The sequence below is a fragment of the Rhodococcus sp. KRD162 genome (assembly GCF_017168335.1).
Taxonomy (GTDB): Bacteria; Actinomycetota; Actinomycetes; order Mycobacteriales; family Mycobacteriaceae; genus Rhodococcoides.
Genome location: NZ_JABFAU010000003.1, coordinates 862052 through 884491, shown reverse-complemented (window position 1 = coordinate 884491; position 22440 = coordinate 862052). Strand labels below are relative to the sequence as shown.

The 22440-nt window shown below is 64.7% G+C and carries 18 protein-coding genes; 17 read left to right on the top strand and 1 reads right to left on the bottom strand.

Annotation, left to right across the window (positions count from 1 at the left end; all coding sequences use genetic code 11):
• Positions 1-95 precede the first annotated feature (95 nt).
• Positions 96-3023 carry an excinuclease ABC subunit UvrA gene (gene uvrA / locus J1M87_RS06480; protein ID WP_206488671.1) on the top strand — a complete coding sequence of 976 codons (2928 nt, stop codon included), beginning with the start codon at positions 96-98 and terminating at the stop codon, positions 3021-3023.
• A 164-nt stretch (positions 3024-3187) separates the two neighbouring features.
• On the opposite strand, the gene J1M87_RS06475 is transcribed toward uvrA, so the two are convergent.
• Positions 3188-3574, bottom strand: a complete 387-nt coding sequence (locus J1M87_RS06475; RefSeq protein WP_206488670.1) for a DUF1844 domain-containing protein — start codon at positions 3572-3574, stop codon at positions 3188-3190.
• A gap of 361 nt (positions 3575-3935) precedes the next feature.
• On the opposite strand from J1M87_RS06475, the gene infC reads away from it, so the two are divergent.
• From infC to J1M87_RS06395, 16 genes are all read left to right on the top strand, one after another.
• On the top strand, positions 3936-4658 hold the full coding sequence (gene infC / locus J1M87_RS06470; protein WP_241256343.1) for a translation initiation factor IF-3: 723 nt from the start codon (positions 3936-3938) through the stop codon (positions 4656-4658).
• A 115-nt stretch (positions 4659-4773) separates the two neighbouring features.
• Complete coding sequence (gene rpmI, locus J1M87_RS06465; RefSeq protein ID WP_206488669.1) at positions 4774-4968, top strand: 50S ribosomal protein L35; 195 nt, start codon at positions 4774-4776, stop codon at positions 4966-4968.
• An 87-nt stretch (positions 4969-5055) separates the two neighbouring features.
• The gene (gene rplT, locus J1M87_RS06460) at positions 5056-5445 is read left to right on the top strand and encodes a 50S ribosomal protein L20 (RefSeq protein WP_008715924.1); all 390 of its coding nucleotides are present in this window, start codon (positions 5056-5058) and stop codon (positions 5443-5445) included.
• A 38-nt stretch (positions 5446-5483) separates the two neighbouring features.
• Positions 5484-6290, top strand: coding sequence for an RNA methyltransferase (locus tag J1M87_RS06455; RefSeq protein WP_206488668.1), 807 nt, complete (start codon positions 5484-5486; stop codon positions 6288-6290).
• A gap of 106 nt (positions 6291-6396) precedes the next feature.
• Positions 6397-7464: a phenylalanine--tRNA ligase subunit alpha gene (gene pheS, locus J1M87_RS06450; protein ID WP_206488667.1), complete on the top strand. Its 1068-nt coding sequence runs from the start codon at positions 6397-6399 to the stop codon at positions 7462-7464.
• 55 nt (positions 7465-7519) lie between these two features.
• A complete protein-coding gene (pheT, locus tag J1M87_RS06445; RefSeq protein WP_206488666.1) occupies positions 7520-10006 on the top strand; it encodes a phenylalanine--tRNA ligase subunit beta in 2487 nt (828 codons plus the stop codon).
• Positions 10007-10078: 72 nt separating this feature from the next.
• Positions 10079-10627, top strand: coding sequence for a hypothetical protein (locus J1M87_RS06440; RefSeq protein WP_206488665.1), 549 nt, complete (start codon positions 10079-10081; stop codon positions 10625-10627).
• Positions 10628-10694: 67 nt separating this feature from the next.
• Complete coding sequence (argC, locus tag J1M87_RS06435; protein WP_206488664.1) at positions 10695-11750, top strand: N-acetyl-gamma-glutamyl-phosphate reductase; 1056 nt, start codon at positions 10695-10697, stop codon at positions 11748-11750.
• Positions 11747-12973 (top strand): bifunctional glutamate N-acetyltransferase/amino-acid acetyltransferase ArgJ, encoded by a 1227-nt coding sequence (gene argJ / locus J1M87_RS06430; protein ID WP_206488663.1) that lies wholly within the window; start codon positions 11747-11749, stop codon positions 12971-12973. Before argC ends, argJ begins: the two co-directional genes overlap by 4 nt.
• A complete protein-coding gene (argB, locus tag J1M87_RS06425) occupies positions 12970-13884 on the top strand; it encodes an acetylglutamate kinase (protein WP_206488662.1) in 915 nt (304 codons plus the stop codon). The genes argJ and argB overlap by 4 nt, the downstream gene beginning before the upstream one ends.
• Complete coding sequence (locus J1M87_RS06420; protein WP_206488661.1) at positions 13881-15086, top strand: acetylornithine transaminase; 1206 nt, start codon at positions 13881-13883, stop codon at positions 15084-15086. Before argB ends, J1M87_RS06420 begins: the two co-directional genes overlap by 4 nt.
• Positions 15083-16018, top strand: coding sequence for an ornithine carbamoyltransferase (argF, locus tag J1M87_RS06415; RefSeq protein ID WP_206488660.1), 936 nt, complete (start codon positions 15083-15085; stop codon positions 16016-16018). The genes J1M87_RS06420 and argF overlap by 4 nt, the downstream gene beginning before the upstream one ends.
• Entirely contained in the window at positions 16015-16530 is a 516-nt protein-coding gene (locus J1M87_RS06410; protein ID WP_374222356.1) for an arginine repressor, read from the top strand. Before argF ends, J1M87_RS06410 begins: the two co-directional genes overlap by 4 nt.
• 50 nt (positions 16531-16580) lie before the next feature.
• On the top strand, positions 16581-17780 hold the full coding sequence (locus J1M87_RS06405) for an argininosuccinate synthase (protein ID WP_206488659.1): 1200 nt from the start codon (positions 16581-16583) through the stop codon (positions 17778-17780).
• Positions 17777-19225, top strand: a complete 1449-nt coding sequence (gene argH, locus J1M87_RS06400) for an argininosuccinate lyase (RefSeq protein ID WP_206488658.1) — start codon at positions 17777-17779, stop codon at positions 19223-19225. Before J1M87_RS06405 ends, argH begins: the two co-directional genes overlap by 4 nt.
• Positions 19226-19336: 111 nt before the next feature.
• The gene (locus tag J1M87_RS06395) at positions 19337-22354 is read left to right on the top strand and encodes an AMP-binding protein (protein WP_206488657.1); all 3018 of its coding nucleotides are present in this window, start codon (positions 19337-19339) and stop codon (positions 22352-22354) included.
• Positions 22355-22440 lie beyond the last annotated feature (86 nt).

Here is a 22440-nt window from a genome sequence, read left to right as displayed (position 1 = left end):
CAGGCACCACACGTCATCACGCGACTCGTACATCGTGCAGCGCTGCGCCCGCAGCAGTGCGGCTGGACGTGCTCGTTCGGAAAGAAGGGAACACAGTGGCGGATCGCCTGATAGTGCGAGGTGCACGAGAGCACAATCTTCGGGGAGTCGACATCGACCTGCCCCGCGATGCACTGATCGTGTTCACGGGCCTGTCCGGCTCGGGAAAATCGTCTCTCGCCTTCGACACGATCTTCGCCGAAGGTCAGCGTCGCTATGTGGAGTCGCTCTCCGCCTATGCACGGCAGTTTCTCGGCCAGATGGACAAGCCGGACGTCGATTTCATCGAGGGCCTCTCACCCGCGGTCTCGATCGATCAGAAGTCGACCAACCGCAACCCGCGGTCGACCGTGGGCACCATCACCGAGGTCTACGACTATCTCCGTCTGCTGTACGCCCGGGCGGGAACGGCTCACTGCCCGGTGTGCGGCGAACAGATCGCCAAGCAGACTCCCCAGCAGATCGTCGATCAGGTCCTGGACATGGAGGAAGGTCTCAAGTTCCAGGTCCTCGCGCCCGTGGTGCGCACCCGAAAGGGCGAGTTCGTCGACCTGTTCGATTCGCTCAACACCCAGGGATATGCCCGTGTACGCGTCGATGGCGTCGTGCATCAGCTCTCCAGTCCTCCAGTGCTCAAGAAGCAGGAGAAGCACGACATCGAGGTGGTCGTCGACCGCCTGACCGTCAAGTCCAGCTCGAAGCAGCGACTGACCGACTCGGTGGAAACCGCGCTCCGACTGGCCGACGGCATCGTGGTCCTGGACTTCGTCGATCGTGACGAGAACGCAGCGGACCGTGAGCGCCGATTCTCCGAGAAGCTCGCCTGCCCCAATGGTCACCCGTTGTCCATCGACGATCTCGAACCCCGGTCCTTCTCCTTCAACTCCCCGTACGGTGCCTGCCCGGACTGTGTGGGTCTTGGTGTGCGCAAGGAGGTCGATCCCGAACTCGTCGTTCCCGACGGCGACCTCAGCCTCGCCGACGGTGCCATCGCGCCGTGGTCGATGGGACAGACGTCGGAGTATTTCGGCCGGCTGCTCTCCGGGCTGGCCGACGCGATGGGGTTCGATCTGAATGCGCCGTGGAACAAGCTGCCGGCCAAGGTCAAACGCGCTGTGCTCGAAGGCAGCGACCACCAGGTGCATGTGAAGTACAAGAACCGCTACGGCCGAACACGGTCGTACTACGCCGAGTTCGAAGGTGTGATGCCGTTCCTGCACCGCAGGCTCGAGCAGACCGAGTCCGAGCAGATGAAAGAACGCTACGACGGCTACATGCGCGACGTGCCGTGTCCCACCTGCAACGGTGCGAGACTGCGACCGGAGATCTTGTCGGTGACCATCGCTGCAGGCGATTTCGGGCCGAAGTCGATCGCCGAGGTGTGCGAACTGTCGATCGCCGAGACCGCCGACTTCCTGAACAGCCTCACCCTGGGACGGCGAGAGGAAGCGATCGCGGGGCAAGTGCTCAAAGAGGTGCAGGCGCGGCTGGGCTTCCTGCTCGATGTCGGTCTGGAATACCTGTCGCTGGCTCGAACCGCGGGCTCGTTGTCGGGCGGCGAGGCGCAGCGAATCCGGCTGGCCACTCAGATCGGTTCGGGGCTCGTCGGCGTGCTCTACGTCCTCGACGAGCCGTCGATCGGTCTGCACCAACGAGACAATCGTCGACTGATCGATACGCTCACGCGGCTGCGTGACCTCGGTAACACCCTGATCGTGGTCGAACACGACGAGGACACCATTCGTACCTCGGACTGGGTCGTGGACATCGGTCCGTTGGCGGGTGAGCACGGCGGACGGGTCGTTCACAGCGGATCCTACGAGGATCTACTGACCAACGAAGAATCGCTGACCGGCGCATATCTCGCGGGGCGCCTGGAGATTCCACTTCCGGACACGCGTCGTGTCGTCGACAAGAAGCGCCAGGTCACCGTGGTCGGTGCTCGCGAACACAACCTGCGAGGTATCGACGTCAGTTTCCCACTCGGTGTGCTGACCTCGATCACCGGTGTATCCGGCTCGGGCAAGTCCACCCTGGTGAACGACATCCTCGCGACCGTGATGGCAAACAAGCTCAACGGGGCCCGGCAGGTTCCCGGCCGACACACGCGGATCAACGGACTCGACCAACTCGACAAGCTCGTTCGCGTCGACCAGTCGCCGATCGGACGTACCCCCCGGTCGAATGCGGCCACGTACACCGGGGTGTTCGACAAGATCAGGACGTTGTTCGCGGCCACCACCGAAGCCAAGGTTCGTGGCTATCAACCAGGACGGTTCTCGTTCAACGTCAAGGGCGGCCGGTGTGAGGCGTGCTCGGGAGACGGCACTCTCAAGATCGAGATGAACTTCCTGCCGGACGTCTACGTTCCGTGTGAGGTCTGCGAGGGTGCGCGATACAACCGCGAGACGCTCGAAGTCCATTACAAGGGCAAGACCATTGCCGAGGTTCTGGACATGCCGATCGAGGAGGCCGCGGACTTCTTCGAGGCCATCACCTCGATTCACCGGTACCTCAAGACGCTGGTCGAGGTCGGCCTCGGCTACGTCCGTCTCGGGCAGCCCGCGACCACGTTGTCCGGCGGGGAGGCGCAACGCGTCAAATTGGCGGCAGAGCTGCAGAAGCGGTCCACCGGGCGCACGGTCTACATTCTCGACGAACCGACCACCGGCCTGCACTTCGAGGACATCAGGAAGTTGCTCGGCGTGGTGAACGGTCTGGTGGACAAGGGCAACACCGTGATTGTCATCGAGCACAATCTCGACGTCATCAAGGTGTCCGACTGGATCATCGACATGGGCCCCGAGGGCGGCTCGGGAGGTGGAATGGTTGTGGCACAGGGTGATCCGGAGTCCGTCGCGGCCGTGCCGGAAAGCTACACGGGTAAGTTCCTGCAAGAAGCGCTCACCCGGGAGTCGGTTGTTTCGGCCCCGGTGAAGAAGCCGGCGAAAAAACGCAGGCCACGCAAGGTTGCTGCGGTCTGATCCGAGCTGGGAGTCAGATCACCCGCGCGAGCAGGCCACCCACGCGAGCAGGCCACCCACGCGAGCAGGCCACCCACGCGAACGAGGACGCCGCATCCGGTCATTGCCGGATGCGGCGTCGCGTTTGTCTCTCGTCCTCTGTGCTCTGCCTCTGCGCTTTCGCCTCAGTGCACCGGCCCGGTGTACTTCTCGCCGGGGCCCATTCCTGGCTCGTCCGGATGGGCCGATGCTTCTCGAAATGCGCGTTGCAGTGCCTGCAGCCCATCGCGGATCGGGCCGGCATGGGGGCCGAGGTATTCCACAGAAGACGTGACCAAGCCGGCGAGAGCGGTGATGACACGCCGCGCCTCGTCGAGGTCCAGATACGGACTTTCGCCGGGATCGGCCTCGGAGAGCCCCAACTTCTCGGCCGCCGAACTCATCAACATGACCGCAGCGCGGCTGATGACCTCGACCGCGGGGACGTCGGCGAGTTCACGGACATCGGGCTCGGTGCCGGCGGGGTCGGTACCCGTGGGATCGGCGTCGGCTGGAGTGGGGGAGCTGGTCATGCCTATGAGAATCCCACGCCGCACGTAGCGACGGGCACTGGGTGTCGACGATGTCGAGTGCTCGGTGCCGATTGTCGATTTCTCGAATCTGCTGGTAGTGTGATCCCACGACCGTCTTCGGCGTGCACTCTTCGATGGAATGCACCGCACGGAGGCAGCAAGTGGAGCCCGACTCCCACCGGTAGTGGTTGTAACACGACTTCCGGTCCGGTCGCACGAGGAACGCCCGCACAGGCGTTCGGTGTGCTTCCTCCTCAGGGAGGAGACTGTACGGCGATGGTTGTCGTACAGATCGACCGGTCGACATCGGGCCCTGCTGTCGGTATCCACCGAGAGCAGGGTTTTTTCGTTGCAGTGATCGATGACGCAGCGAGTGTCGAGAGTCGGCGGCAACGGGCTGTGCCAGTGGCAGGCGGTCGGGTTACACACCACACCGCACTACCTAGGAGGCCCCATCAGCACTGAGACCCGCATCAACGATCGCATCCGAGTTCCCGAGGTCCGCCTGGTCGGACCGGGTGGTGAACAGGTGGGGATCGTGCGTGTTGAAGATGCACTCCGCTTGGCTCTCGAAGCCGACCTCGATCTTGTCGAAGTTGCTCCCGACGCACGTCCGCCGGTCTGCAAGATCATGGACTACGGGAAGTTCAAGTACGAGGCTGCGCAGAAGGCGCGCGAATCGCGCAAGAACCAGACATTGACCGTCATCAAGGAGCAGAAGCTCCGGCCGAAGATCGACGCGCACGACTACGAGACCAAGAAGCGCAACGTCGTTCGCTTCCTCGAAGCCGGTTCCAAGGTCAAAGTCACGATCATGTTCCGTGGTCGAGAGCAATCGCGACCCGAACTCGGCTTCCGCTTGCTGCAGCGTTTGGGCGCGGATGTCGCGGAACTCGGTTTCGTGGAGACCTCGGCCAAGCAGGACGGCCGCAACATGACGATGGTTCTGGCACCACACAAGGGTGCCAAGACTCGCGTCAAGGCGCAGGAGAGCGCGGCGGCACCGCCTGCTCAACGTGCACCCGCTCCGGCACCGGAACAGCCCGCCGCGGCAGCTCCGGCCACCCCGGCGCAGACCAACTGAGCTTCGTGCTCGACCAGTAAGACAGCCCACACCGGCTTCCGGGCACCGATGTTCGGGGCCATCGTGATGCTGTGCCATGCACCACCGAAGAGTTAATTCAGAAGAAGAGGATTTCATGCCCAAGCAGAAGACCCACAGTGGTGCCAAGAAGCGATTCAAGGTGTCCGGCAGCGGCAAGATCCTGCGCCAGAAGGCCGGCCGTCGCCACCTGCTCGAGCACAAGCCCACCAAGGTGACCCGTCGCCTCGATGGTGTCGCCGTTGTCAAGAAAGCCGACGAACCGCGGGTCAAGCGCCTCCTCGGCATCTGATCCGGTCCGGTCGCCGACTGATTTCGGTCGGCTTCATCCCATTACCATGCGGGGTTTCACCAACCCCCAGATCGACAGGATTCACCAGTGGCACGCGTAAAAAGGGCAGTCAATGCCCAGAAGAAGCGCCGTTCGATTCTCGAAGCGTCCAAGGGCTACCGCGGACAGCGCTCACGTCTGTACACCAAGGCCAAGGAGCAGCAGCTCCACTCGCTGACCTATGCGTACCGGGACCGCCGCGCGCGCAAGGGTGACTTCCGCAAGCTGTGGATCACGCGAATCAACGCTGCTGCGCGGGCCAACGACATCACCTACAACCGCTTCGTCCAGGGCTTGAAGGCCGCGGGTGTCGAGGTCGACCGCAAGATCCTCGCCGAGCTGGCCGTCTCCGATGCCGAGGCATTCGCAGGCTTGGTCGCCATCGCCAAGGCTGCATTGCCTGCCGATGTCAACGCTCCGGCCGGAGAAGCAGCCTGAGCGAGTCGACGTACGACGACTCAACTCCGAAACGGCCCGTGGATTCGCTGACCGAGCGAACACCACGGGTCGTTTCGGCCGTCAAGCTCGCGCGCGCCGCGGAGCGCAAGAAATCCGGACGGTTCCTCGCCGAAGGGTTCAACGCCGTCTCCGAGGCGGCACGGTCCGGTTTGGTCCGTGAGCTGTTCTTCACCTCCGATGCCCTCGATCGCCACGAGGCGCTCATCGCGTCCATCGAGGGCGGCGGCGCACGAGTCTTCCCGATCACCGATCGCGCCGCGAAGGCTCTGTCCGACACCGTCACACCACAGGGCCTGATAGCGGTCACCGCGCTCGTCGACGTTTCACTCGATCGAGCCTTGGCCGATGGCCCGCGGTTGGTGGCCGTTCCGGTGGAGGTAGCCGAGCCGGGCAATGCCGGAACTGTCATCCGCGTCGCCGATGCCGCCGGTGCGGATTCGGTGGTGCTGCTCGGCGATTCGGTGGACCCCCACAACGGCAAGTGCGTCCGTGCGTCGGCGGGCAGCGTGTTCCATCTGCCCATCGCCCGGGAACGCTCGGTCGAGTCCGGTATCGGAGCATTGCGCAGCGCGGGGTTGACGATCGTGGCCACCGCAGCCGATGGCGAGGTGGACCTCGACGAGGCCGACCACCTACTTGCGCAGCCGACCGCGTGGTTGTTCGGCAACGAAGCACACGGACTCCCTGCGTCCGTGGCCCGTGACGCCGACCACCGCATCCGGATCCCTATCCACGGTCGTGCCGAGAGCCTCAACCTGGCAGCGGCGGCGGCGATCTGCCTGTATGCGAGTGCCCGAGCTCAGCGGCGCTTCGGAAACTCGTGAGCACGGTCGCCTAAGATCGATACCTGTCTGCTTCGCGCAGGAGTGAAGCCTGCGGGAGTGATCCTTCGTGGCAGACACCGACTATTACTCGAGGAGTGCAGCTGTCGTGGCGAAGAAAGATGTCGGACCCGAGCCGGTAGATCCGAGCGTTCTGGAGGAGTCCGCGCTCGGATCCGCAGTGGATTCGGCCGAGCGGGCCTTCGCCGATGCGTCGGATCTCGATGCTCTGACCAAGGTCAAGATCGACCACGTGGGCGGCAAGGCTCCGCTGGCACTGGCTCAGCGTGCGCTCGGTTCGCTCCCCGGTGAGCTCAAGGCCGACGCGGGCAAACGCGTCAAGGCCGCGCGTGATCGAGTACAGGCGGCGTTCGACGCGCGGCGCGGCGTGTTGTCGGCGGAACGTGACGCAGCGATCCTGGTGGCAGAGACCATCGATGTGACGCTGCCGACCGATCGAGCTCCCATCGGAGCTCGGCACCCCATCACGATCATCGCCGAGCAGGTCGCCGACGTGTTCGTGGGTATGGGCTGGGAAGTCGAAGAAGGCCCTGAAGTGGAAACCGAGCACTTCAACTTCGATGCTCTCAACTTCCTTCCCGACCATCCTGCGCGCACGATGCAGGACACCTTCCACATCGCACCCGAAGGGTCGCGGCAGGTGCTGCGCACCCATACTTCGCCGGTGCAGGTGCGGTCGATGCTCTCGCGCGAGCTTCCGATCTACGTGGTCTGCCCTGGGCGGACCTTCCGCACCGACGAACTCGATACGACGCACACCCCGGTGTTCCATCAGGTCGAGGGTCTCGCCATCGACAAGGGCCTGACCATGGCTCATCTGCGCGGAACACTGGATGCGTTCGCGAAAGCGTTGTTCGGCAATGACACGCGTACTCGTATGCGGCCCAACTACTTTCCGTTCACCGAGCCCTCGGCCGAGGTCGACGTGTGGTTTCCGAAGAAGAAGGGCGGCGCGGGTTGGGTCGAGTGGGGTGGCTGCGGAATGGTCAACCCGAAAGTGTTGCAAGCCAGCGGTATCGACCCCGAGGTCTACACCGGATTCGCCTTCGGCATGGGCCTGGAACGGACCCTGCAGTTCCGCAACGACATCCCGGACATGCGCGACATCGTCGAAGGCGACATCAGGTTCACGGTGCCCTTCGGCGTTCAGGCCTGACATCGCGTCACCCCCGCCCCACATCTTCTCGGATACAAGAAAGAGCTGAGTACACGTGCGAGTCCCACAATCCTGGCTGACCGAGGTTCTGCACGCGGGGACTCCCGACTGGGAGGTCTCGCCCGAGGAGCTGGACGCCGGTTTCGTCCGGGTCGGGTTCGAGGTCGAGGAGCTCGACTCTCTGGACAATGTGACCGGACCACTGGTGGTGGGCCGGGTGAGCTCGATCGAGGAGCTGACCGAGTTCAAGAAGCCGATTCGATTCTGCCTCGTGGATGTCGGAGCCGACGACCCGCAGGAAATCGTCTGTGGTGCGCGTAATTTCGCTGAAGGCGATCTGATCGTGGCAGCGCTACCCGGCAGTGTTCTGCCCGGGGGTTTCGCTATTGCGTCGCGTAAGACGTACGGCCGAAATTCCAACGGCATGATCTGTTCGACGCTCGAGCTCGGACTCGGCCGTGATCATTCCGGAATCCTGGTGCTGCCCGCGGGCACTGCTCAACCCGGCGACGACGCCAAGCTCGTTCTCGGGCTGCAGGATTCGGTCATCGAGCTGAACGTCACCCCGGATCGTGGCTACGCCTTCTCGGTCCGAGGACTCGCACGCGAACTGGCGTGCAGTTTCGACCTGCCGTACGTGGACCCGGCTCGCACGGCTCCTACCGAGGTCACCGGCGACGCATGGTCGGTCGCAGTCGAACCGAGCTCGGGCGCATCGCGATTCGCGCTGCGCAAGGTCGTCGGTATCGATCCCACGGCAACGACTCCGTGGTGGCTGCAGCGTCGCTTGCTCCTGGCCGGCGTACGGCCGATCTCTGCGGCGGTCGATGTCACCAATTACGTACTCCACGAACTGGGCCAGCCGCTGCATGCGTTCGATGCTGCCAAGCTGACCGGCGACATCGTTGTCCGCCGCGCGAAGGCAGGGGAGAAGCTGACCACTCTGGACGGCGTCGAGCGGTCGCTCGATCCAGAGGACGTCGTCATCGCCGACGAATCGGGAGCGATCTCCCTGGCGGGTGTCATGGGCGGCGCGTCGACCGAAGTGGACGACACGACCAGTGAGGTGATTCTCGAGGCGGCATCGTTCGATCCGCTCGCTGTGTTCAGAACCGGTCGTCGACACAAGCTGTCGAGCGAAGCGAGTAAGCGGTTCGAACGCACCGTGGATTCTGCGCTTCCCGTCGCCGCGCTCGATCGCGCAGCGCAGCTACTGGTCGAGATCGCGGGTGGCCGGATCGAGCCGGTGCTCACCGATTTCGGCGAGGCAACCGAGTACCCCTCGGTGACGATGGACTTCGATCTGCCGGACCGGATTGCAGGTGTCGAGTACCCCAACGGGACCGCTGCTCGGCGGTTGACACAGATCGGTTGCGCAGTGGAGGTGTCGGTCGACGACGCCGGGCACGGCCAGTTGATCGTCACGCCGCCGTCGTGGAGACCTGATCTGGTGCAGCGCGCCGACCTGGTCGAAGAGGTGCTGCGGCTGGAGGGGCTGGAGAAGATCCCCTCGGTTCTACCGTCCGCTCCCGGCGGTCGCGGCCTCACCGCCGAACAGAAGCGTCGGCGTGCCGTCGGCAAGGCGCTGGCGTTCTCCGGGTACGTCGAGGTGTTGCCTCCGGTGTTTCTGCCCAAGGGTGTGTTCGACACCTGGGGTCTCGACGCGGACGATCCCCGGCGAGTGAGCACCTCGGTGCTCAATCCGCTCGAGGCCGACCGTCCCGAACTCGCGACCACGCTGCTTCCCGGTTTGCTCGAGATGCTCGGCAGAAACATCGCACGCGGTCAGCGAGATGTCTCGTTGTTCGGAATTGCCCAGGTGGTGCTTCGTGACGATGCCACAGCGGCAGTGGAGGCGCTCCCGGTCGATCGTCGACCCACCGACGACCAGGTCGCCATGCTGCGTGGTTCGTTGCCTGCGCAGCCGGTGCACGTGGGTGCGGTGCTCACCGGTCAGCGTGAGTTCGCGGGTCCGTGGGGGCCGGGACGCGCAGCCGAAGCGGCGGACGCGTTCGCGGCGGTGCGAACCATCGCCGAGGCGGCCGGAGTGGATGTCGATCTTCGAGCTGCGCAGCATCTTCCGTGGCATCCGGGCCGGTGTGCCGAGGTGCTGCTCGACGGCGAGGTCGTGGGGTATGCCGGCGAGCTGCATCCGGCAGTGCTCGAGCGCTCTGGCCTACCGCCGCGTACGTGTGCAGTCGAGCTGAGTCTGAGTGCACTCCCAGTGGTCGAATCACTGCCCGCCCCCGAGGTGTCGCCGTATCCGGCAGTGCTGCAAGACGTGGCTGTCGTCGTCGATGCGTCCGTGCCTGCGGCATCGGTCCAGGCTGCGCTCACGATCGGCGGCGGAGACCTGCTCGAGTCGATCCGGTTGTTCGATGTCTACGACGGCGAGCAGGTAGGGGAAGGACGCAAGTCGCTGGCTTTCGCATTGCGGTTCCGCGGGACCGACGGCACTTTGACCGAGGATCAGGCCACCGCTGCACGCGACGCTGCGGTCGAAGCAGCGACGAAGGCGGTCGGAGCCCGACTACGTAGCTGATCGGTCCACCTCCGGGCCGTCGTTTCCGTAGCGTGGAGTCACGAGTGATCGCGATGACGGGAGCTGTGGCAGATGAGTGAATCCGGAGTGGATGGCACGTCCTCGGACCTGCAGGTGGTGAAGGATGTTCTCGCTGCATTGTCTGATCGGCCGCGGCTGGCCCCGATTGCGGCTGCCGCGTCGGCGCTGGCGGCCGAGTTGGGAACCGTCGTGCCCGAACCCGCCGGACCCGACCGCGGTGCCCCGCCGGGAACGGTGCCTGATGTCGACGTTCCTCAGGTCACGAGGCCTCGGATCGATCAGCCGCTCGGGGATCCGCCGGGCGGTACGGTGCCGGGCGTCATCGATGCTCAATTGGTCGACGATGTACCTCTCGGCACAGGCGGTGGATACACCGGCGATGCTGCCGACGGCGTGATCGGCGACTTCACCGAATCCGGAGTGCCCACCTGGGACGGTGTACGCGAGAAAGTGGAGCATCGTTCGGGGACGGCCGTCGGGGCTCAAGAGCTGGACCGAGAGTCCCGCGCCGGCCAAGACCTGGACAAGCAGTGGAACGAGCGTCAGGAAGCCGGCCGCAAGAAGCTCGACGAGATCCGTAAGTCCATGGGCGGCAACTGACAGCTCGGAGCCGGACATGACACACCCGGTCATGAATGAGCTTGCATGATGCTGCATAATAAACCGCATGACTATTTCGGAGTCCACGCCGAGGCGTATCGCGGTGGCGGGCGCAAGTGGCTACGCAGGCGGTGAGATCCTTCGGATTCTGCTCGGGCACCCGGCGGTGCGGGAGGGTTCGCTGGTCATCGGATCGCTGACAGCCGGAGGTAACGCAGGCGCGACCCTGGGCGAATTCCATCCGCATCTGCTGCCCCTGGCAGACCGCGTCCTCGGCCCCACCACCGTCGACGAGTTGGCCGGTCACGACGTCGTGTTCCTGGGTCTTCCGCACGGTAAATCCGCAGAACTTGCTCTGCAGCTGCCCGAGTCGGTGGTGATCATCGACTGCGGTGCCGATTTCCGTCTCACCGACGGCGCAGCATGGGAGAAGTACTACAACTCTCCGCACGCGGGGAGTTGGCCGTACGGATTGCCGGAGTTGCAGGGCTGCCGTGAGCGGCTGGTCGGAGCTACCCGCATCGCGGTTCCCGGGTGCTACCCGACGGTGTCGTCGCTGGCGCTGGCACCCGCCGTCGCGGCGGGCATCATCGAACCGCGCGTCAATATCGTGGCAGTCAGCGGCACCTCTGGTGCCGGTCGTGCGCCGAAGGCTGATCTTCTCGGGTCGGAGGTGATGGGATCGGTGCGGGCGTACGCAGTAGCAGGTGCCCACCGTCATACCCCCGAAATCGTGCAGAATCTCTCGGCTGTCGCCGGAAGTGCTGTCGCGGTGTCGTTCACACCGGTCCTCGCGCCGATGCCGCGCGGAATCCTGGCCACGTGCACCGCGATCACCACAGCCACCGAGGAGCAGGCGGTCGAAGTGTACGAAAAAGCCTACGCGGCAGAACCGTTCGTGCATGTTCTGCCGGCCGGGCGGCTCCCGCAGACCGGTGCGGTCCTCGGATCGAACGCGGTACAGATGAGTGTGTCTGTCGATGCGGAGGCGAGCACGCTCGTCGTGGTGGCGGCAATCGACAATCTGGCCAAGGGCACGGCGGGAGCCGCCGTCCAATCGATGAATCTTGCACTGGGAATCACCGAGACCGAGGGTCTCTCTACCGTAGGAGTGGCGCCATGAGCAGTCTTCGGAGCGAGGAGAAGACCGTCGGCAAGCTGGTCCGCACTCAAGGGGTCACCTCTCCTGCCGGGTTCCGTGCGGCCGGAATTCCAGCTGGTCTCAAGGCAAGTGGCAAATCGGATCTGGCGTTGGTGTTCAACGAGGGGCCCGATTTCGCGGCGGCGGGTGTGTTCACCCGCAACAAAGTCAAAGCCGCCCCGGTGTTGTGGTCACAGCAGGTGCTCTCCACCGGGCGGCTTCGTGCGGTCGTTCTCAATTCCGGTGGTGCCAATGCCTGCACGGGTGCACCAGGGTTTCAGGATGCACACCGCACCGCCGAGGAAGTGGCGTCCGCGCTGAGCAATTGGGGGTCGGAGACGGGAGCGATCGAGGTTGCCGTGTGTTCGACGGGTCTGATCGGTGATCGGCTGCCGATGGACAAGCTGCTACCCGGAGTGACCGAGGTCGTACACGAACTCGCGGGCGGCATCTCCGGTGGTACCGACGCGGCGTACGCGATCATGACCACCGACACGGTGCCCAAGCAAGCCGCTGTTCATCATGCAGACAAATGGAACGTCGGTGGCATGGCGAAGGGTGCAGGCATGTTGGCACCGTCGTTGGCCACGATGCTCAGCGTCATCACCACAGATGCCGTTGCCACTGCCGACCAACTCGACCGAGCGTTGCGCGCGGCGACACGGTTGACCTACGACCGGCTCGACGTCGACGGCGCAACCTCGACCAACGACACGGTGTTGTTGCTCGCCTCCGGTGCCAGCGGAATCACCCCGACGCAGGACGAACTAGACGCCGCAGTCCTTGCGGTCTGCGACGATCTCGCCGACCAGATGATGGCCGACGCGGAAGGCGTGACCAAGAGGGTGAAGATCACCGTCTCCGGTGCGGTGTCGGAGGACGAGGCCGTGATCGGTGCGCGGGCCGTCGCCAGGGACAATTTGACCAAGACGGCACTGTTCGGTTGCGATCCCAACTGGGGTCGGGTGCTCGCCGCGATCGGCATCGCACCGATCGAGCTCGATCCCGATCGAATTTCCGTCTCCTTCAACGGAAACCCTGTGTGCATCGACGGCGTGGGTGCTCCAGGGGCTCGGGAGGTGGACCTGTCCGGTGTCGACGTCGCCGTGAGTATCGATCTCGGTCTCGGGTCCGAGTCGGCGACCATCCGAACCACCGACCTCTCGCACGCGTACGTCGAAGAGAACTCGGCCTACTCGTCGTGAACTCCAGTGCACTCGAACTGACGGCTGCTCAGAAGGCGTTCACCCTCGCCGAGGCGCTGCCCTGGCTTCAGCGCTTCTCGGGTAAGACCGTCGTGGTGAAGTACGGCGGAAACGCCATGATCGACGACACACTCAAGCGGGCGTTCGCGGCCGACATGGTGTTTCTGCGCACCGTCGGCATCCACCCCGTTGTCGTACACGGTGGTGGGCCGCAGATCTCGGCGATGTTGACCAGGCTGGGGCTGGCGGGCGAGTTCCGGGGCGGATTTCGCGTCACGACCCCCGAGGTGATGGACATCGTGCGCATGGTTCTGTTCGGGCAGGTAGGACGCGAACTCGTCGGCTTGATCAACAGTCATGGTCCGTACGCGGTCGGCATCTCCGGCGAGGACGCGCACCTGTTCACGGCAACGCGCCGGACGGTTCTGGTCGACGGTGCCCAGACCGACATCGGTCTCGTCGGCGACGTCACCTCGGTAGACCCGGCGGCGATCTTCGATCTCATTGCGGCAGGCCGAATTCCGGTGGTGTCCACCATCGCTCCCGACCGTGACGGCGTCGTGCACAACATCAATGCCGACACCGCGGCGGCCGCACTGGCCAGTGCCATCGGTGCCGAGAAATTGGTCGTGCTCACCGATGTCGAGGGCCTGTACACGGCCTGGCCGGATCGCAGCTCGTTGACCTCCCGGATCACTGCATCTGCCCTCGACGCTCTGCTGCCCTCGCTCGATGCCGGGATGGTGCCGAAGATGGAAGCGTGCCTGCGCGCAGTATCGGCCGGTGTCCCGTCTGCGCACGTCATCGACGGCCGCGTGGAACATTCGGTTCTGGTGGAGCTGTTCACCGGCGAGGGCATCGGCACCATGGTCACCCCCGATCGCACTTCGACGTCAGGAGTCACAGCATGACCGGCACCGAGTCCACGCTCGATCTGCAACAGCGGTGGTCGAACTCGTTGATGGACAACTACGGAGTCCCGCGTGTGGCGCTCGTGCGCGGCGAGGGCGCTGTGCTGACCGATGCCGATGGCAAGCAGTATCTGGACTTGCTCGCCGGTATCGCCGTGAACATCCTCGGCCACGCCCATCCGGCGGTGATCGAGGCGGTCACCAGTCAGCTGTCCACTCTCGGGCACACCTCCAATCTCTATGCGACCGAGCCTGGAATCGCGTTGGCCGAGCAGTTGCTCGCTCACCTCGGCGCGGGCGCGACCGGTCGAGTTTTTCTGTGCAACTCCGGAACGGAGGCCAACGAGGCGGCGTTCAAGATCGCGCGCCTGACGGGTCGACCCAACATCGTCGCGGCCGAGAAGTCCTTTCACGGGCGGACGATGGGCGCTCTCGCACTGACCGGTCAGCCGGACAAGCGGACCCCGTTCGAGCCGATGCCTGCCGGCGTGCAGCACGTGCCGTACGGCGATGTCGCCGCGCTGGAGGCCGCCGTCGACTCCGACACTGCTGCAGTGTTTCTCGAACCGATCATGGGTGAAGGAGGTGTGGTCGTACCGCCGGAGGGATACCTTCTCGCAGCGCGTGAGATCACCGCGAAGCACGGCGCGTTGCTCGTTCTCGACGAGGTGCAGACCGGTATCGGCCGTACCGGGTGCTTCTATGCCCATCAGGCGGTCGGCATCGTGCCCGATGTCATCACCCTCGCCAAGGGCTTGGGCGGTGGCCTGCCCATCGGGGCGTGCATCGGCATCGGAGCGGCGGGGGAGTTGTTGCACCCGGGTAAGCACGGAACAACCTTCGGTGGCAATCCGGTGTGCGCCGCCGCGGCGCTGGCGGTGTTGCGCACCATCGCGGACGAGGACCTGCTCTCGCACGCCGACAGTGTCGGCAAGTCGATCGCGCACTCCATCGAGAGTCTCGAACATCCTCTGGTGAGCCATGTTCGGGGTTCGGGGTTGCTGCTGGGGGTGGTGCTCACCGCTGCGGTGGCACCGGCAGTCGAGGCGGCCGCACGCGAGGCGGGCTTCCTGCTCAACGCGGCACAGTCCGACGTACTTCGGCTCGCACCGCCGTTGATCATCACCGAAGAACAAGCCGCGTCGTTCGTGGCGGCGTTACCGGCAATTCTCGACGCAGCACAGGAGGCTCATCAGCCATGACGGTTCAGCACTTCCTTCGGGATGACGACATCACACCACAGCAGCAGGGTGAAATCCTCGCTCTGGCCGCCGAACTCAAGCGGGCACCGTTCTCGAAGCGTCCTCTCGAAGGACCGAAGGGAATCGGAGTCATCTTCGAGAAGAACTCGACACGTACGCGCTTCTCCTTCGAGATGGGTATCGCGCAGTTGGGCGGTCACGCCGTGGTCGTCACTGGCCGCGACACACAGCTCGGACGTGAGGAAACGCTTCAGGACACCGGGCGGGTGCTCTCGCGCTACGTCGAGGCAGTCGTATGGCGCACGTTCGGGCAGAAGCGGCTCGAGCAGATGGTCACCGGCGCAACGATTCCCATCGTCAACGCTCTGTCCAACGAGTTCCATCCCTGCCAGGTACTGGCCGATCTGCAGACCCTGATCGAGCACAAGGGAAATCTGCAGGGCCGCACTCTCGCCTATTTCGGTGACGGAGCCAACAACATGGCGCATTCACTTCTTCTCGGCGGGGTCACGGCAGGGCTCAATGTCAGCATCGCCGCCCCGAAGGAGTTCGCCCCGCTCGGATACGTCCTCGACGCTGCGCACGCGCGTGCCGAGGAGACCGGTGCCACCATCACCGTCACCGAGGATCCGGTCGAGGCCGCCACCGGTGCCGACGCGCTCGTCACCGACACCTGGACGTCGATGGGGCAGGAGAACGACGGTCTCGATCGCGTCGCTCCGTTCCGTCCGTATCGCATCGACTCCGATCTGCTGTCGAAGGCCCAGTCGGATGCGGTCGTCCTGCACTGTCTTCCCGCACATCGCGGTGAAGAGATCACCGACGAGGTACTCGACGGCCCGCAGAGCGTCGTCTGGGACGAGGCCGAGAACCGCCTGCACGCACAGAAGGCTCTGCTGGTGTGGCTCCTCGAACAGGCCCGGCGACCGTGAGAGAGGACGCCACTGCGGTGCCGCTGACCGCGTCGACCCGGGCGGGCAGGCAGGCACGGATCATCGCGCTGCTGGCCACGCACGAGGTGCGTAGTCAACCGCAATTGGCGTCGCTGCTCGCAGCCGAGGGAATCGACACCACTCAGGCGACGCTGTCTCGGGACCTCGAAGAACTCGGTGCGGTGAAGCTGCGCGCCCCCGACGGCGGTGTCGGGGTGTACGTGGTGCCCGAGGACGGCAGCCCGGTTCGCGGAGTCTCCGGTGGAACCGACCGCCTGCTGAGGTTGTTGGGGGAGTTGCTGGTCTCGACCGATCACAGCGGAAACCAGGCTGTGCTGCGAACACCACCAGGCGCGGCGCACTACCTGGCCAGCGCACTCGATCGGGCTGCGTTGCCCGAGATCGTCGGCACCATCGCCGGCGACGACACGATCTTGCTCATCGCTCGCGAACCGCACACCGGAAGCGAACTCGCGGACAAGATCGAGAAGCTTGCTCGACGCGGGAACTGAGAACCGGTTACCCACATGTGCAACAAGAACAACGAAGGAGCTTGAACACCATGGCCGAACGCGTCATCCTCGCCTACTCCGGCGGACTCGACACCTCCGTCGCCATCAGTTGGATCGGCAGGGAGACCGGTAAGGAGGTCGTCGCCGTCGCGATCGACCTGGGTCAGGGCGGTGAGGACATGGAGGTCGTGCGGCAGCGCGCTCTCGATTGCGGCGCAGTCGAATCCGTCGTCGTCGACGCCAGGAACGAGTTCGCCGACGAGTACTGCCTGCCGACGGTGCAGGCCAACGCGTTGTACATGGATCGATACCCGCTGGTGTCTGCCATCAGCCGTCCGCTCATCGTCAAGCACCTGGTCGAGAACGCACGTGCGCACGGCGGAACCGTCGTCGCGCACGGATGCACGGGCAAGGGCAACGACCAAGTCAGGTTCGAGGTCGGGTTCAACACTCTCGCGCCCGAACTCGACGTGCTTGCACCGGTACGTGACTACGCGTGGACACGTGAGAAGGCCATCGCGTTCGCCGAGGAGAACGACATCCCGATCAACGTCACCACCAAATCGCCGTTCTCGATCGACCAGAACGTCTGGGGTCGCGCGGTCGAGACCGGCTTCCTCGAGGACCTGTGGAATGCGCCGACCAAGGACGTCTACGACTACACCGAGGATCCGACGGTCAACTTCGGCGCACCCGACGAGCTCGTTCTCTCCTTCGACAAGGGGCGCCCTGTTTCGATCGACGGCCGCCCGGTATCGGTACTCGAAGCAATTCAAGAGCTCAACACTCGTGCCGGCGCACAGGGGGTCGGACGGTTGGACGTCGTCGAAGATCGCCTCGTCGGCATCAAGAGTCGCGAGATCTACGAGGCTCCCGGTGCCATGGTGCTCATTCGGGCGCACGAGGAACTCGAGCACGTCACCCTCGAACGCGAACTGGGCCGCTACAAGCGGCACACCGATCAGAAGTGGGCAGAATTGGTGTACGACGGTCTGTGGTACTCGCCGCTCAAGGGCGCTCTCGACGCGTTCACCGCCCACACTCAGGAGCATGTCTCGGGCGATATCCGCCTGGTGCTGCACGCGGGGAGCATCATCGTCAACGGCCGTCGTAGTGGGGAATCGCTGTACGACTTCAATCTGGCCACCTACGACGAGGGCGACACGTTCGATCAGTCGGCGGCCAAGGGCTTCGTGCAGCTGCACGGGCTGTCGTCGAAGATCGCAGCGAAGCGGGACCTGGGCCTGTGAGCACTACGGAGAACTCACACGGAACCAACGAGGGTTCGCTCTGGGGTGGCAGATTCGCGTCCGGTCCTGCCGCCGCGATGGCTGCACTGAGCAAGTCGACACATTTCGACTGGGTTCTCGCGCCCTACGACATCCGTGCATCGATGGCGCACGCTCGCGTCCTCAACGGTGCAGGCCTGCTCACTCCGGACGACCTCGAGACGATGCTCGACGGTTTGCAGCGGCTCGCCGACGACGTCGCCTCGGGTGAGTTCGCGGCAGCGGAGTCGGACGAAGACGTGCACGGCGCTCTCGAACGCGGCCTCATCGATCGTGTCGGGCCGGAGGTCGGTGGGCGGCTGCGCGCAGGCCGATCGCGAAACGACCAGGTGGCGACGCTGTTCCGAATGTGGCTACGCGATGCGGTGCGTCGAGTGTCGGTCGGTGTTCTTGATGTGGTCGACGCCCTGGCGACACAGGCTGCGGCGCATCCGACCGCGGTGATGCCGGGCAAGACTCATTCGCAAGCGGCGCAGCCGGTGCTGCTTGCGCACCATCTGCTCGCGCACACGCATCCGTTGCTACGCGATGTGCAGAGGTTCGCCGATTTCGACAAGCGAGCAGCGGTGTCGCCCTACGGTTCCGGTGCACTCGCTGGTTCTTCTCTGGGGCTGAGCCCGGAGAAGATCGCGGCCGAGCTCGGGTTCGACGGGTCTGCCGAGAACTCGATCGATGCCACCTCCTCGCGAGATTTCGCGGCCGAGGCTGCATTCGTACTGGCGATGACCGCAGTCGATCTGTCTCGGTTCGCCGAGGAGGTCATCTCGTGGAGCACTCCGGAATACGGTTATGTCACTCTCGCGGACGCGTGGTCGACCGGTAGCTCGATCATGCCGCAGAAGAAGAATCCGGATGTTGCCGAGCTGACCCGGGGCAAGACGGGACGGTTGATCGGCAATCTGACGGGCTTGCTGGCCACGCTGAAGGCGCAACCGTTGGCCTACAACCGTGACCTGCAGGAGGACAAGGAACCGGTGTTCGATTCGGTGGCGCAGCTCGAGCTGCTGCTTCCGGCAATCACCGGGTTGACCGCCACACTCGAGTTCGACACCGAGCGGATGGCCGAGCTGGCGCCTGCGGGGTTCACACTTGCCACCGATATCGCCGAGTGGATGGTGCGGCAGGGGATTGCGTTCCGGGTTGCCCACGAGGCGGCGGGAGCCTGCGTCCGGGCGGCAGAGGCACGCGGCGTCGGGCTGGTGGAGTTGACCGACGAGGAGCTCGCCGGCATCGATCCGGCACTGACTCCCGAGGTTCGCGAGGTGCTCACGGTGGAGGGTTCCATCTCGTCCCGAAATGCGCGTGGCGGTACCGCTGCGGTGCAGGTGGCAAGTCAGCTCGGCGGGGTGCGGGCGGCTGCGTCGGCCTTGCGTGCGTGGGCCGAGGCACCGGTGTTGCAGCACTGAGGTAGCAATCGATATCCACGCCGGTTTCCTCGCGTGTGGGATGTGAGAAGCTGTCGTCACGCGAAGATCGATGCCGGTCGTTCCGTCGGGCCGAACGCAGGAGTTGAGTTTGTGGGACTGAATGCAGACGCCGTACGTGGTCCACTCCGCCGTGCCATCGCCACGGCCCAGAACGGTCTGGAGGTCATCCGATTGGGTGGTCTCGAAACCGAGGTGGATCCGTCTCCGTTTCGGGTGATGGACCGAGAGCCGATGTATCGGTTGCGGCGCTACTTCCCCGACGATGTTGCTGCGGACAGTCCTCCGATAGTGCTCATTCCGCCGATGATGGTCTCGGCGGATGTCTACGACGTCACCACCGACCAGGGTGCCGCCGGAATCCTGCACGGGATGGGGCTCGATCCATGGGTGGTCGATTTCGGTTCGCCCGACACCGAGGAGGGCGGCTGGAGCCGGACCCTCGCCGATCACGTCGTTGCCATCAGCGAGGTCGTCGACAAGGTGCACGAACACACCGGGCGTGATGTCCATCTGGGTGGCTACTCGCAGGGCGGAATGTTCTGCTATCAGGCCGCTGCATACCGAGGTGGACGAAATCTCGCCAGCCTCATCACATTCGGTGCTCCGGTGGACACTTTGGCCGGTTTGCCCCTGGGGATCCCGGCGGGGGTGGCCACGCGGGGCGCGGAATTCCTGGCCGATCACGTGTTCACCCGCCTGGCCGTATCGGGGTGGATGGCCAGGACGGGTTTTCAATTGCTCGATCCGGCGAAGACCGTGCGGTCGAGACTGGACTTCCTGCGTCAGCTGCACGATCGCGAGGCACTGTTGCCGCGTGAGCCGCAGCGTCGCTTTCTGGCGATGGACGGCTGGGTGGCCTGGTCCGGGCCGGCTGTGGCGGAGCTGTTGAAGCAGTTCGTCGTACACAATCGCATGATGACCGGTGGGTTCGTCATCAAGGACCGGTTGTTGACGCTTGCCGAACTGACGCTTCCGGTGCTGGCTTTCGTCGGCGAGGTCGACGATATCGGTCAACCGTTGGCAGTGCGCGGGATTCAGCGAGCTGCGCCGCGTGCGCCCGTGTTCGAAACCACATTGCGTGCAGGGCATTTCGGCTTGGTGGTCGGAAGCACGGCCGCAGCCCAGACGTGGCCGACAACGGGGAACTGGATTCGGTGGCGTGAGAACCTCGGACCGAAGCCGGAGGCGGTCCGAGCCATGCAACCCGAGGAACACAGCGATACCGAGAGCGGAGTGTCGATCACCAACCGACTGATCCATACGGCTGCCTCCATCGCCGAGGTCGGGGTAGGTGTCGGCCGCGGTCTGGCGTCGGCGGCCACCGGCGCGGTTCGCGGCACCCGAGAGATCTCGACCGAGGCCGTGCGTACGTTGCCACGGCTCGCTCGGCTGGGACAGATGCAACCGCACAGTCGAGTCTCGTTGGGCCGCTTGATCGCCGAACAGGGCCGCAAGTCTCCCAACGGCGAATGCTTCCTGTTCGACGACCGAGTGCACACGTACGACGCTGTGAACGTTCGCATCGACAACGTGGTGCGAGGTCTGATCAGTGTCGGGGTGCGGCCCTCCTCGCGCATCGGAGTGCTCATGGAGACCCGTCCGAGTGCGCTGGCGGCGATCGCCGCGCTCTCGCGCATCGGGGCAGTGCCGGTTCTGCTGCAGCCGGGCAGCGACCTGACGGCTGCCCTGCGGACCGTCGATGTCGATACCGTCGTCGCGGATCCAGAGAATGCGGCAGCGGCGCTCCCGGTGACACCGAATGTGTTGGTTCTCGGCGGCGGTGACGCTCGTCGACTGGACATTCCAGCGGGCTACGAGGTGACCGACCTCGAGGCCATCGATCCCGACTCGGTTCGTCTGCCGCAGTGGTACGACCCCGATCCCGGTCTTGCCCGCGAGCTCGCGATGATCTTGTTCACCGCCACCGATCGTGGCCCCGAACCTCGGTTCATCACCAATCATCGCTGGGCATTGTCGGCCTTCGGGACCGCCACCACCGCCGCTCTCGGCCCTGGCGATACCGTGTATTGCCTTGCTCCGCTGCATCACTCGGCGGGTGTTCTGGTCACCATCGGCGGTGCGCTCGCGGGTGGATCGCGCATCGCGCTTTCCCGCGGTCTCGATCCCGAGCGGTTCAGCGAGGAGGTCTACCGCTACGGCGTCACCGTGGTGAGTTACACCTGGACGATGATGCGGCAGATCCTCGACGACGACCGTTTTCCGGTCGATTCCGGCCATCCGGTGCGACTGTTCATAGGCTCCGGTATGCCGGTGGGATTGTGGCGGCGCACGCTGGCACGGTTCAGTCCCGCCCGCGTACTCGAGTTCTACGCATCGACCGAGAACGACGTGATTCTGGCCAACGTGGCGGGGTCGAAGATCGGCTCGAAGGGTCGTCCGCTGCCCGGCAGCGCCCGGGTTGCCTTGGCCGCATACGACCCGATCACCGGCCGGCTCGAAGAGGACAACGACGGCTTCGTCCGGCAGTGCCGCGACGACGAGATCGGTCTGCTCCTGGGTAGACCGAGCGGAGAGAGCGAAGCTACCAGCCACGTGATGCGTGGGGTTTTCGAGCCCTCGGATGCGTGGATCCCCACCGAGAACTTGTTTCGCCGCGATTCCGACGGGGACTACTGGCTCGTCGACCGCAAGGACACCGTGGTGCGCTCGGCTTGTGGCCCGGTGTACACCCAGCCCATCGTCGACGCGGTGGGAGATCTCGACCAGGTCGATTCGGCTGTGGTCTACGGAGTGCGTGTCACTGTCGATCGGCCGCGATCGGTTCGCGTCGAGGGCAGCGGGACCGAGGTGGCGGTCTGCGCCATTTCGCTGCGTCCGGAAGCGGTGATAACCGCCCGTGCCTTGACGGACGCTCTCGGCGCGCTACTTCCAGCGGAACGTCCAGGGATTGTGCACGTGGTGCCGGAAATTCCGGTGGGGCGCGCGTACCGGCCGAACGCAACGGAACTGAAGGAAGCCGGCATCCCGACGCCGAGCGCTCGTTCGTGGTTCTACGACGCGGAGTCCAATACCTATCGACGACTGACCAAAGCCGTTGTTGCGGAAAGATTCGTCGACAGGGCCGACGGTGCGGAAGTGTCGTCGTAGCTGCAGCTCGTCAGCCCGCCGACGGTGTTGGGTACGGTATGCCAGTACATGACTCCGGCTGAGCCCGGAAGAGAACAAAGGACACT

Coding starts and splice junctions, on each gene's coding strand:
- J1M87_RS06475 (WP_206488670.1), bottom strand. CDS start 3,574: ATGACCAGCTCCCCCACTCCAGCCGACGCCGATCCCACGGGTACCGAC.
- infC (WP_241256343.1), top strand. CDS start 3,936: ATGACGCAGCGAGTGTCGAGAGTCGGCGGCAACGGGCTGTGCCAGTGG.
- rpmI (WP_206488669.1), top strand. CDS start 4,774: ATGCCCAAGCAGAAGACCCACAGTGGTGCCAAGAAGCGATTCAAGGTG.
- J1M87_RS06440 (WP_206488665.1), top strand. CDS start 10,079: ATGAGTGAATCCGGAGTGGATGGCACGTCCTCGGACCTGCAGGTGGTG.
- argC (WP_206488664.1), top strand. CDS start 10,695: ATGACTATTTCGGAGTCCACGCCGAGGCGTATCGCGGTGGCGGGCGCA.
- argJ (WP_206488663.1), top strand. CDS start 11,747: ATGAGCAGTCTTCGGAGCGAGGAGAAGACCGTCGGCAAGCTGGTCCGC.
- J1M87_RS06420 (WP_206488661.1), top strand. CDS start 13,881: ATGACCGGCACCGAGTCCACGCTCGATCTGCAACAGCGGTGGTCGAAC.
- argF (WP_206488660.1), top strand. CDS start 15,083: ATGACGGTTCAGCACTTCCTTCGGGATGACGACATCACACCACAGCAG.
- J1M87_RS06405 (WP_206488659.1), top strand. CDS start 16,581: ATGGCCGAACGCGTCATCCTCGCCTACTCCGGCGGACTCGACACCTCC.